The organism is Pseudomonadota bacterium (assembly GCA_026388315.1).
GTDB lineage: Bacteria > Desulfobacterota > Syntrophorhabdia > Syntrophorhabdales > Syntrophorhabdaceae > MWEV01.
This window is the reverse complement of the sequence record JAPLKA010000030.1, coordinates 1-11,046: the sequence shown is the minus strand read 5'-3', so window position 1 is coordinate 11,046 and position 11,046 is coordinate 1. Positions and strand designations below refer to the sequence as shown.

The 11,046-nt window shown below is 39.9% G+C and carries 19 protein-coding genes; 8 read left to right on the top strand and 11 right to left on the bottom strand.

Annotation, left to right across the window (positions count from 1 at the left end; translation table 11 throughout):
• On the top strand, positions 1 to 266 hold a 266-nt coding region (locus tag NTX75_02770; protein ID MCX5815152.1), incomplete at its 5' end, for a hypothetical protein.
• Between the two features lie 46 nt (positions 267 to 312).
• Entirely contained in the window at positions 313 to 495 is a 183-nt protein-coding gene (locus NTX75_02765; GenBank protein ID MCX5815151.1) for a helix-turn-helix domain-containing protein, read from the top strand.
• Between the two features lie 404 nt (positions 496 to 899).
• Here NTX75_02765 and NTX75_02760 read toward each other — a convergent pair whose 3' ends face one another.
• Positions 900 to 1,106, bottom strand: coding sequence for a cold-shock protein (locus NTX75_02760; GenBank protein ID MCX5815150.1), 207 nt, complete (start codon positions 1,104 to 1,106; stop codon positions 900 to 902).
• A gap of 280 nt (positions 1,107 to 1,386) precedes the next feature.
• Here NTX75_02760 and NTX75_02755 point away from each other — a divergent pair, with 280 nt between their 5' ends.
• The 5 genes from NTX75_02755 (at position 1,387) to NTX75_02735 (ending at position 3,748) form a co-directional block, all read left to right on the top strand.
• Positions 1,387 to 1,719 carry a hypothetical protein gene (locus NTX75_02755; protein MCX5815149.1) on the top strand — a complete coding sequence of 111 codons (333 nt, stop codon included), beginning with the start codon at positions 1,387 to 1,389 and terminating at the stop codon, positions 1,717 to 1,719.
• 327 nt (positions 1,720 to 2,046) lie between these two features.
• On the top strand, positions 2,047 to 2,196 hold the full coding sequence (locus NTX75_02750; GenBank protein MCX5815148.1) for a hypothetical protein: 150 nt from the start codon (positions 2,047 to 2,049) through the stop codon (positions 2,194 to 2,196).
• 19 nt (positions 2,197 to 2,215) lie between these two features.
• Positions 2,216 to 2,467: a hypothetical protein gene (locus NTX75_02745; GenBank protein MCX5815147.1), complete on the top strand. Its 252-nt coding sequence runs from the start codon at positions 2,216 to 2,218 to the stop codon at positions 2,465 to 2,467.
• A gap of 634 nt (positions 2,468 to 3,101) precedes the next feature.
• Complete coding sequence (locus NTX75_02740; GenBank protein ID MCX5815146.1) at positions 3,102 to 3,350, top strand: hypothetical protein; 249 nt, start codon at positions 3,102 to 3,104, stop codon at positions 3,348 to 3,350.
• Entirely contained in the window at positions 3,347 to 3,748 is a 402-nt protein-coding gene (locus tag NTX75_02735; GenBank protein ID MCX5815145.1) for a PIN domain-containing protein, read from the top strand. Before NTX75_02740 ends, NTX75_02735 begins: the two co-directional genes overlap by 4 nt.
• A 234-nt stretch (positions 3,749 to 3,982) precedes the next feature.
• Here the strand turns inward: NTX75_02735 and NTX75_02730 are convergent, their stop codons facing one another.
• The 4 genes from NTX75_02730 to NTX75_02715 form a co-directional block, all read right to left on the bottom strand.
• The gene (locus tag NTX75_02730) at positions 3,983 to 4,462 is read right to left on the bottom strand and encodes a hypothetical protein (protein MCX5815144.1); all 480 of its coding nucleotides are present in this window, start codon (positions 4,460 to 4,462) and stop codon (positions 3,983 to 3,985) included.
• 382 nt (positions 4,463 to 4,844) lie between these two features.
• Positions 4,845 to 5,846, bottom strand: a complete 1,002-nt coding sequence (locus tag NTX75_02725) for a diguanylate cyclase (protein ID MCX5815143.1) — start codon at positions 5,844 to 5,846, stop codon at positions 4,845 to 4,847.
• 415 nt (positions 5,847 to 6,261) lie between these two features.
• Positions 6,262 to 6,774 carry a tetratricopeptide repeat protein gene (locus NTX75_02720; GenBank protein MCX5815142.1) on the bottom strand — a complete coding sequence of 171 codons (513 nt, stop codon included), beginning with the start codon at positions 6,772 to 6,774 and terminating at the stop codon, positions 6,262 to 6,264.
• A gap of 43 nt (positions 6,775 to 6,817) precedes the next feature.
• Positions 6,818 to 7,024 carry a hypothetical protein gene (locus tag NTX75_02715; GenBank protein ID MCX5815141.1) on the bottom strand — a complete coding sequence of 69 codons (207 nt, stop codon included), beginning with the start codon at positions 7,022 to 7,024 and terminating at the stop codon, positions 6,818 to 6,820.
• 154 nt (positions 7,025 to 7,178) lie between these two features.
• On the opposite strand from NTX75_02715, the gene NTX75_02710 reads away from it, so the two are divergent.
• Positions 7,179 to 7,472 (top strand): integration host factor subunit alpha, encoded by a 294-nt coding sequence (locus tag NTX75_02710; GenBank protein MCX5815140.1) that lies wholly within the window; start codon positions 7,179 to 7,181, stop codon positions 7,470 to 7,472.
• 191 nt (positions 7,473 to 7,663) lie between these two features.
• Here NTX75_02710 and NTX75_02705 read toward each other — a convergent pair whose 3' ends face one another.
• The 6 genes from NTX75_02705 to NTX75_02680 form a co-directional block, all read right to left on the bottom strand.
• Positions 7,664 to 8,365, bottom strand: a complete 702-nt coding sequence (locus NTX75_02705) for a DUF799 family lipoprotein (protein ID MCX5815139.1) — start codon at positions 8,363 to 8,365, stop codon at positions 7,664 to 7,666.
• 11 nt (positions 8,366 to 8,376) lie between these two features.
• On the bottom strand, positions 8,377 to 8,820 hold the full coding sequence (locus NTX75_02700; protein MCX5815138.1) for a DUF4810 domain-containing protein: 444 nt from the start codon (positions 8,818 to 8,820) through the stop codon (positions 8,377 to 8,379).
• A complete protein-coding gene (locus NTX75_02695; protein ID MCX5815137.1) occupies positions 8,817 to 9,119 on the bottom strand; it encodes a hypothetical protein in 303 nt (100 codons plus the stop codon). The genes NTX75_02700 and NTX75_02695 overlap by 4 nt, the downstream gene beginning before the upstream one ends.
• A 19-nt stretch (positions 9,120 to 9,138) precedes the next feature.
• The gene (locus NTX75_02690) at positions 9,139 to 10,110 is read right to left on the bottom strand and encodes a curli production assembly protein CsgG (GenBank protein ID MCX5815136.1); all 972 of its coding nucleotides are present in this window, start codon (positions 10,108 to 10,110) and stop codon (positions 9,139 to 9,141) included.
• 285 nt (positions 10,111 to 10,395) lie between these two features.
• Positions 10,396 to 10,704 (bottom strand): GNAT family N-acetyltransferase, encoded by a 309-nt coding sequence (locus NTX75_02685; GenBank protein MCX5815135.1) that lies wholly within the window; start codon positions 10,702 to 10,704, stop codon positions 10,396 to 10,398.
• A 2-nt stretch (positions 10,705 to 10,706) separates the two neighbouring features.
• Positions 10,707 to 11,046: histone deacetylase family protein (locus tag NTX75_02680; protein MCX5815134.1), on the bottom strand; the 340-nt coding region annotated here is incomplete at its 5' end.

The window sequence follows — 11,046 nt, the reverse complement described above, 5'->3', positions numbered from 1 at the left end:
TTATTGTTCACAATATACCCGTTCCTTCAGCAGAATGTCTTTTCGGTAATCGGCCCCCTGACGTCACGCTTCGCTGCGTACACAGTGTATTATTTTACTTTATCGTCACATTCTTTTCAAGAATTGAGATATTGAAATGGTTTTTTTGCAGCACTGGAAAGAGATCGGCAAGAAATTCCTATAAGATTCTTTGCCGATATAAGTCAATAATAGAAAAGACACTATGTGCTTTATCAACCCTTTACTTCTGTCTTATTATTATGTGAAGATGAGAAGTCATATGAATATTTCTTAAGAAGGAGGGCAATGCATATGGATGCAAAAGAAAAGATGGTTCTGGATGCAATGAAAAAGGAAGGAAAACCCATGAGGCCCGGAGATATTGCCAAGAAATCCGATATCGACAAAGATGAGGTCTCCAAGATAATCGATAAGCTGAAAAAGGAGGGGAAAGTAGCCTCGCCGAAACGATGTTTCTACGAGCCGGTGCAGTGAATCCCTCTGTGTTTGAAGATGCCGGGTAAAGTTCCCAGCTCATGGAATTTTGCCATGACATTTTTTCATTTCCACTTCAATAAAACCCTTTCAGGTACTTCTCATTCAGAAGGACCTGTTATAATCTATGGAATCTGGGATTAACGGGAATTATAATAAATGGCAGAGATTCTGGAGATGCTGCTTTTGGTTATCCAGGATTACAGCTTCTTGGAGGCTATGGAAATTCTCTGCCTTATCAACAACTGGTAGATATATAAATAAGCCGATGCATTTTTTATTTCAAGTTGCACCGGTGTGACTTGAAAATTTCTGAATCTGCGTTAGATCGCGCCGATCATTCGACACTTGTTGCTCCTTCGCCAATGCCAAGAGCTACACCTGAAATATTAAAACGTATATAATCACTTTTTCAGCTTACGAACATTCTCAGCAGCAGGACCCTTAGGGCCTTGGACAACATCGAAACTGACACTATCACCCTCTGCCAGCGATTTATAACCTTCTCCCTGAATTGCGGAATGATGTACGAACAGGTCCTTGCCACCTTCCTGCTCGATAAAACCAAATCCCTTTGATTCATTAAACCATTTAACCTTTCCTTCCGGCATCTTTAACACTCCTTGTGTATTGGGTTTCTCTGTGAAACCATTTGTAATATCTGGACAAGTATGAATAATTCTTTCTGGAAATGCAAGATTATTCCCTGTTCGCCACCATATGCTAATGAAATGATCAAGTTTTTCACAGTTGCTTCTTTATAAAAGACCATGTTGCCCATATGAGGTACTGGGAAGAAGTTGATACTGGCAAAATACTTGAAAAAGAGGTCTTTTTAAAAGATAATATCCTTGTTAGTCTGATGAACTCAATTATTTGAAGGCGGAATATATGCCGGAATATGGAGAGTGGAACAGGAAAGGAGCAACTCTCAGCGATGTCACAGCAAAATCTGAATACGGAATTGATCGCGAATTTGTTATCAAAGGCATAAACGCCGGCAAACTGGAATACCGGGAGGGATCGATATGGGGGAATCCCTATCTGAAAATCTTGAGATCACAGCTTGAAGCGTACATAGTTGGTGAGCTTGGCAAAGAATACCTGAAGAAGGTTAAAGACCAGCTTGAGTTGAAGAAAATCAAAATGGAAATATCCGATATCGAGAAAAAACTGAAACTGCTTCAGATCAGGAAACTCGAAATTGAGGAGTCATTAAAATAACCTCTTAAAGAAATTCCGTCGCTTTCTCAATCTTTACAATACTCAATATCTACATACTCCGGGGGAGGGATGAAAACCCAAGGGTATAGATAATAAAGTAAAAAATGTCCAAAATGTACGGAATTCGTACCTTCCATACTTCCCACATTATTTTCTATGGGGGGGGGTCCACTTCTTTCTCACCCCCCCCCATGTTCAGTATGAAACTATGTAATTATCGATATCGGCACAGAACTGGAAAAGTGATCTTGCCGCTGCAATCTTCCGGTTCTCCATAATTCATTCGATTTTATCAACAACAAGTAGTAATATATTGCAAAGACCCCCATGACAAAAGAAAAGCTTTTAATGATTACCCTGGAACTTCTCAGGACAGATAACCGGCTTGACTTTCTCCTGAGACTGGAACAGGAAGAGTTTGAAATGCTTGTTGCATCCATTAGATGCAGATTGCAGCAAACAGAGAAAAATCAATAAAAGAAGGGAGGTGAAACGAATGAAGAAAACACTTGTCATTATTATTGCATTACTTATAAGCGTAGCCTTTGCTTCAGCAGGATTTGCCCAGGACAAAGTAAATCTTCCGACTGCAACTCCGCCACCGGCTGGAGCACCTGAAAAGGTTGCATCTCCAGAGAAGGCAGCACCAGAAAAGAAAGCAAAAAAGACGAAGAAGTCGAAAAGCAAGAATACGAAGAAAAAAGCTCCAAGCAAACCAGCTCCAAGCAAATCATCTGAAGTAAATTAACAACAAAGGGGGTATTCAGCCCCCTTGAATCTTGCAGCTTCGGATAATCTAATATTGTGAAAATCAGAGAAGGTGGATGTTTTTCAGAAATGTTTCTTTATATGGTTTTCAATGTGAATTGAGTCTGATCAGCTTTGAGGGATAAAAAAAGGAGGCACTTAACGTCAAGCCGGTAGTATAAGGTGTTGATAGGCACCATAAAAACCCTCTGGCTTTTTGCTGACAGAGGGTTTTTATATGCAAGAAATACTTTCTGCGAGATGCTTTTTAAATATTAAAAGTTTTTTGATGCCCTTGGGTCAAAATCCATAAACCATTATTCGCTTTCCGCAATTGCGATTTCTTCTGGTGTTAATTCATATAATTAGCACACTAAACGGTCAATTTTACGTTCCAACTCTGTGGTATTATCTCCTGATTTCTCCCAAGGATATTCGGTCAACCAATCTCTCGATATTTTCCACAATCAGATGATTTTTTGGTAGAGATAGGCGGAATGGGTGTTTTTTTTCTATTGCGTGTTTATTGTATTGATATCGTGATTGTCCCAACTCCACACCAGGATAAAAACTTTTATTCCAGGATTTGACAATGAATTTCATGGTGTATATAATATACATCGTGGGAGGAAAAAATGCCAACACTTAAAAGAACGCAGATGTATTTCCCGGAAGATTTATTGAACGAACTAAGAAGAAAAGCCGACAAGGAAAAAACCACTCTCTCTCATCTTGTCAGAAGCGCTGTTTTGGAACTTATAAAAAAAGATACATTGCAGAATTGGGAAAATGATCCGCTGTGGAGCATGATTGGTTCAAGTCAGTCAAGGGATGAAGATCTGTCAGTAAATCATGATACCTATTTATATAGGAAACCAAAATGAGGCTTTTTGTTGATACTTCGGCATGGCTTGCGCTTAACGATAAAAATGACCAGTATCATGGCGAAGCCGTATCAAGAAGCGCCAGGGTAAAGCAGCAAAAGATTCAACTCGTGACATCAGAGTATGTTCTTGACGAGAGCATAACCATCATACGGTATAGAGTCTCTCACAGAGCGGCAGTTATTTTTGGAGATGCTCTAATGAACAGCACTATAGTCTCAATCGAAGATGTCACAGATAAAGAAAGACTAAAAGCATGGGCATTGTTCAAGAAATACGGAGACAAGGAATTTAGCTTTACAGACTGTACCAGCTTCGCACTGATGATGAAGCTAAGTCTGCAGAAGGCCTTTACGTTTGATGATCACTTCAAACAGGTCGGTTTCGAACTATTCTAATTCCAATTCGCATTGAAAATGAAGCTCTTTATTTACGCACGGTTTACCCCGCCCCTTTTCCTGCAATGTTTTTTGAGAAAAACAGTTTTTTATAAATGAATTGCCTTGCGGAAGATATCTTTTCCATAAAAAAAGCCCCTAACCATAACGGTTAAGGGCTTCTGATGGGGTTTGTTCAACACCTTATACTGCCGGCTTGACTTAACGTGTCCCCTTGAATGTGTCACACCAATACTACTTCTTTGCTGGTGCTGGTGCCGGTGCAGGAGTTGGTGCTGCTGCAGGAGTTGGTGCGGAAGCTGCTGCTGGTTTGTCCTCAGCCTTAGGGGCTGCTGCCTTCTTATCCTTCTTTACCGACTTGCTTATTACTTTGGCAACCTTCTTACCGTCTTTATCGATGTAAGAAATGACAACGATTTCGCCGGCTTTCACTTCTTTAGCATTTTTATATGCTTTCCACTTCACGTCTTTGATGTCGTAGATTACGTCGCCATCTTTGCCTTTCACGACAACGATTCCTTCTTCTTCGCTGATCTTTACGACCTCACCAGTCGCCTTCATTGCTTTGGCTTTTGCGGGTTTATCGGCTTTTACAGGGGCTGCTTTCTCTGCTGCCGGTTTGTCAGGAGCTGCCGCCGGTGCCTGTGCAAATACGGTTGTAACGAATGCTACGCTGATGATAATTGCCAATACAAACATTAAAGCTTTCTTCATTTCTTGCTTCCTCCTATTTTTTTAACTTCGCATACACTTTTATTATGCACATGCTGTGCCGCAAATCAAATTGATTATAATCATTATGTATTGATGATTTTGATTGTAATGTATGTGGCTAATTATTCGTCAAATAACGGAAGGACGGTCTTATTTGTTCGTTATATCAAGAATCTCTCCCTTCTTCTTTCATCTTCTTGACCTTGAACCATAATTTGTCATGACATGTAGAGGACGCTGCAAGGGATATTTTCTCTTCTGTTTTTACAAACGCCTTTATATGATCTGAGAGATATTGAAAAGGAGATATAATCAGAGATTACCAGTATATTAAGGAATAATATGGAGTTCATATGAAACACACATGGTGAGTTGAATGGCTTTAATGCTGTTTATTCCTCTTCTCCTCATACATCAGTCTATCTGCCTTAGTCATGAGTTCGTCGAGAGTTGAGGGTTTTTCAGGATCATAGTGCGCTATGCCTATGCTAAGGGAGAGCGTGTAGTTTCTTCCTTCGGGCCTGTTGTAATCATCAAGGTAATTATGCAGACGATTCGTGAGGACTTCTCTGGTTTCATCGGTGGTATCTATTGCAAGGACGGCAAGCTCATCTCCTCCGATACGTCCGATAATATCTGATTCCCTGAATACCTCTTTGAGGATGGTTGCAATTTCGACAAGCGCCTTATCTCCTTCCTGATGACCCAACGTGTCATTAATATGTTTCATCTTATCCAGATCAGCAAAGAAGAGGAGCATGTCTTTCTTTGTCCTGTCAGTTATTTTCAACTGTTGCTGGGCAAGGGTGGAGAACCCCCTTCTGTTATATAAGCCTGTGAGTTCATCTGTGAGAGACATGGTATGTAGTTGTTGTTCCAGTTTTTTTAGTTCGGTGATGTCCTCGATGGCCAGGTGGAGCTGTTGTTCCAGTTCTTTTCGCTCCGTGATGTCTTTGATGGCCAGGAGGATGATCCGCTCCTTTCCCGACACTCTTTGAATTTGCCGGGCATTCAAAAGCATTATGCGCTTGCCTATGGTAGCAAAATCGTGTTCAACCTCATAGTTGTCAAGGGTTGCCTTTTGGGGAAGGATGGTTTCCAGCAATTCCCGCAGTTTGGGGATATCCCACTGTTTATTGCCCAGGTCATAAATGAGCTGTCCCACAGTATCTTCGGGTTTTACCTTAAAGAATTCATAGAAGGAACGGCTGGCTTTGACTACCCTTAAATCTTGATCCAGATTGATCAAAGGCTCATGTACGGCGTTGATGATATCGAGGGCTTCATCTTCGGATATTGTAGTTGCTTCCAGTTCTTTGATTCTCTGTTTTAAGGCGGAAATTTCTTTGATCAGTTCCGGATGTGTACTGGATGGATCTTTCAAACTGACCTCCATTTGGTGATAAGTATTGGCGGGACGCATCAAGATATTAAGAATATTGAGAATACTATAGCAGATATGTAGCTGTGTCAACGTATATCCATGTGAAACATATAAACTATGGATTTATCGGTTTCACATTGGTCTTTATGTGGGGCAACTTACATACGTAAAGATTAAGCAGGGGAGGGATCACTATTACCAATGAAACTTTGTATAGCTCGCATTCCTGTCAGTTATAATAACAACTTTATCTCTTGCCCATTACTTCATTCCATCAATTATGATATACTACATCAGACTGGTACCGGCAATTCCCCCCCCAAGAAGAAATGCCACCCAGTTCGCCACGGTATCTGTAATGATATCGTGGCCCCCTTCTTAATTATCCCTATGTTTACGCTAAAAACATCTATGTTCAGTTCTTGCTCGCAGAACCGCTCTCAGATCCACCGAGCGGCCACCCAATCCCCTGACTTCTCAGAAACTCCTGCGTCTTTTTATCCCCCAGCAAGGCAGCCATCTGATAATCCAGCGAGGCAAGCACTTTTTCCCCTTTCAGTTCATATATCGATGCCCTTATACAATAGACCTCCGCACGTTTCGGGTCAAGCTTCAGGGATGTAGTAAGGTCTTCAATGGCTTCTTTGTATTTCTTTTTTTCTGAATAGAGAACGCTACGGAGAAAATACGGTTCATACATTTCAGGGTTCAGTTCGATAGCCTTGTTCACATCTCCCATGGCCTGTCTTAATCGGCCTGTTTTTGCGTAAGCATATCCTCTTATGACATAGAGGTCTGCAAGATCAGGGTCATGCCATACCGCCTTTGTATATGCTTCAATCGCCCCTTCCATATCTCCATTTTCCTGAAGCCTTGTTCCATGCTTGAGCCATGAGAGAGAATTAGTTTTGCTGGTGTCCTTTTTCATCTCTCTGTTCTCCTGTGAAGCTTGGGTGAACGAATATAGATTTTTATACACATAGCTCACGCTTAGGGTGCTGATGTTTTATCTTCTTGTAAGCCTTGTATGCTCCATAACCGGCTATTACAATAACTCCAGGTACTAAAGGTATACCGAAAACAATGATAGCAGATAATGCTTTTATAGCTGTTGGCATAACCTTACCGGATTTCTTATTCTGTTCTGACCTGTACATGATTTTGAATATATATACCATAAAATGAATTCCATTCTGAAACATAGAAAAAGATTCATCCATAGACAATTTGGGAACAATGGCAAGGCTACCTCATTGAAATAATGAATAATATTCAGTATTAATCATTGAAGTAGGGGTTTTGATATGGTTAAAAAGATATAGAGAGGAATTAATGAAAAAAGCTATAGCGAAGATGGATATTGTTGAACAGGTATATGAGAAACTGGATCTTACGAAACCGCAATGCCATGATATAGTAGATAAATTCTTTGAGATTGTAAAAGAAACATTGGCAAAGGATGAAGATGTTATGATCTCTGGTTTGGGTAAGTTCAGGGTGAAACAGAAACGTGCCAGGAAAGGGAGAAATCCTAAGACAGGTGCAAGGATGGAGATTAAAGGGAGGAAGGTACTGCTTTTTAAGTTGGGTATTGTTTTGAAACATAAGATAAATGAGCAGGGATGAGATAAATGAGTAGAAAGGGAAGGTCAATTTTTATTAACAAATAGCATCACGGTGGTACGTATATCACCTACAAGTCAAGCATTGGGGCATACTGCAGAATGAAACTGTTACCACATGAAATGGAGTATAACTTATAAAATCAGCTAACGCTGTAACGACACATGCACGCGAATCATTATTATCTGATCTGTCTACTTGAAACCACGCATATCTCCTTGAATTATTTCCACCTCCCTGTCTGTGTCGAAACTGGGATGATATTTACCATAAGGCATACTCCCGATAACCATATAATTTACTCTCCGGGCAATAGGGACATAATCGGTCGAAGCTGTTGTTATGGCAGTTGCTATAATTTGAACAATTAAACCAACAAGAGGGTGTCCTCCGCTTGACTGAGCGGTTGTATTTATTACAACCGTGCCTTTGTATTGCCACAAGTCATTATTTGTTGTGGTTGACTTGAGTGTACACTCTATTCCAACAGTCACATTTCCGGCTAAAATAGAATAGTTTGTATCCCACTTTACAATTTTAACGAACAAAACCGCATCAGCCCCGAAGAACTCTTTAAATTTCTGAAGGTGTTCTTCACCTACTATTTCAGTGTCATGCAAGCCAACCGATTTTAAGATGTCATTGGTTACCTCTATAGGAAAAACATAATAACCTGCATATGACATGGGTTCTGCAACCGTTGTGAGGTAGAATTCTTTAGCATCGGCGGCTGTTGTCACATTTATAGGAGGCAGAACTAAAATTGAGAGAGGACGTTCGTTATACATCTCAGGAAAAGCATCCTTTTTGGCAACCTTTGTTATAACTGGAACACAAGCGCCTATCAGTATCACCAGTACAACAAATATTGCAATATATCCTGCTGTTTTTTTCATATACCCCCCTCTTATTTGCTATCTGTGTTTGCAGCCTTATCTTTACTGTCTTGGCTATCACTACCTCCATTATTGTCTTTTTTCGGAGTATCATCTTTTTTTGAAGATTTTGACGCATATGTTTTGAGGTTTTGAATAAACACTCTGGACTCTGGATAGGTTTGCTCTTCCAAATCAAAATAAGTAAAGGCCTCTTCCTTCTTTCCTTCTTTTAGGAGGATATAGCCGTATTCACAAAAAACTCCAGGTGGAACTCTATAGTTCTTAGTTTTCGATTCTTCCATAATAGAAAGGAGAAGTTCTTTATGATTCTTCAGGCTTTCATCGGTGGGTGTTTTTTTTGAGCCATAAAGCGAAGACGAATAGTCTCCCCATGCATATTCGGGTCTATTCTGGGTTGTCACACATCCAACCAACAATATTGATATCAGAATTAGTAGAACGTATTTTTTCATGGTATTTTAACCTCAAACGTTGCCTGACTTTCTAAAAAAATCACACGGTCAACAACAATTTTGTCATTCCTCAAAACTTTTATTAAATGTTTACCAGGTGTTATTTCAAACAGGGTATTCGTATCGGAAGGTTTTGGTTTAAAAGGTTCTCTGTCATCGATTTTGACTGCTACCTCATCCGATTCCCAACTGCCCGAAAACTGAATGTATCCTTTCTCTGCTTTTTGAATTACTCCTGTTTGGTATCCACATGAAAACAAAAGCATTACACAAAAAATAAATAAATAGAACTTTTTCATTATATCTCCCCCTCTTGGTTCACAGTTCTTGAATATAATATTCTTCAAAATCTGTTTTTGGTATGCTGCCTACATCAACATTGCAGATGCTGATTTCATTATTCGGATCACTTCCCGTTAATGAAGCAACCCTTATTTTTCCTATTAACTGGGCCGGAAGCTCAACCATCATACCGGTTTGTGGGTTACGAATTGCCTTGCCCCTTTTGTAAACCCCAAATGTATCATTAATGTTTATACCCTGTGATTTACCACCTGCAATAATGTAACTGTTATTTTCGTACGCAAGGATATATGATCTCCATGGATTATGGAGCAAGTTCTCAATTACGTTGCTTACGAGTTTTGAAATGGCGGCTCCGATAGCCTTATCGTTGAGCGTCGAATCATATCCTGCTCGGTCACCAACCCCCATTACCGTTCCAGCTTCGGAGAAAGCCTCACCTTCACCTTCTTCAGAATAGATGATCTGCCCTGTCTTTACCTCAACAAGGCGTATATTTACCTTTGCACGTGCTTCCTGTTTCTTCACACGACTGAAGACCCCTACATCGCTGACGGTCTTTCTGCCAAATTCTGAAACAGAACCGATTATCAAGTAATCTGCCGAGATATTGAGTTTTGACAGACTTCCCAGATTCATCTCTTTATATATCTTGTCAATATCAGTACGTTCCAATAATATAAATCTATCTGTTGCGGCAAGTTTCGTGGACAGAATATCTGAAGCCTGCTTTCCTATGCGGTCTTTGTTTTCGTCTACCCAGAATCCTTGCCCGTAAACAGTCTCATTTGAGAACCGTGCTATTGCCACTTTTTTCTTGAGGTGCCTTTTGCCGGGTTGCTCAGCGGCGATAGTTTTGCTTACTTGAGGTTTTTCTGCTGGAACCGGCTGGATATCTGCCTTTTGGATTGTGGCACATCCTGTCAGAAATATAATAGGAAAAGCAAAAATCAGTAATAAAGTGGTTACGTAACACTCTCTTTTCATTTGGTCCCCCATTTTGTATAACTCTTTTATCCTATTCTGATATCATGCTCAATATATGTCAAGAAAATTATTATTGTTTTTCTTCATTACCATCTCCTACTGAAAAAATCACGATCAAAAATCTACACCTTTCAACCCATAATAAACAAAAATTTTCATAAATATTGGCACATTGGCGAGGTTTGCACACACCTACAACTAAATAGTCTCTTGTCGAAGGGAAAATATCGATTACCATATAAAACAAAGGAGAACGCATGTGCAGAAGAACCATCAGGTTCCTGGTCATTTATGCCAGCTGTAGTTATCCTCTCCCTGTCGTGAAAACCCCATTTTCTCCCAGAAACCAATTGCAGTGTACCTGACCCTATCGGCAATAATGGCATCAAACATCTCTTTCAGGATATCGATGAATTCTTTCCCAAATCCTTTTTCCTCAAATTCAGGGTAAATATTTATTGAAAAGATCGTTATTTTTTCGTAAAGGATCTTGCAGCGTGATTTTCCGACAAGATCTCCGTTAAAACTAATATTGACCCAGTTGTAAGCCGATTTTTGAACATCTTTACTGATAAATTCTAATTTTATTTGCATTTTTATTCAAACCCATTACAGAAAGCCAGGGCATTTCTTCCCAGATCCGGTAAATAATATCCACCCTCTAAAACTGCAAAACGTCTGTTGTGTCCCATTCTTTTCGACAGGATTTTCATTAAAAAGCCCATCTGATAAAAATCAAATGTTTCCAGCTTTCGTCCGATATCCTTAACATAAGAGTCGAACCCGGCGCATACTCCTACAATATCGACATGGTCCACCTCTTTGATGTATTGTTCGATCACCTTCATATATGCATTGTTGTCTTCGGCCATGGGGTTCAGGATTTTGCATTCTTTCCAATCCGACAATATATTCTTTGTCCCGTCACCCGTATGA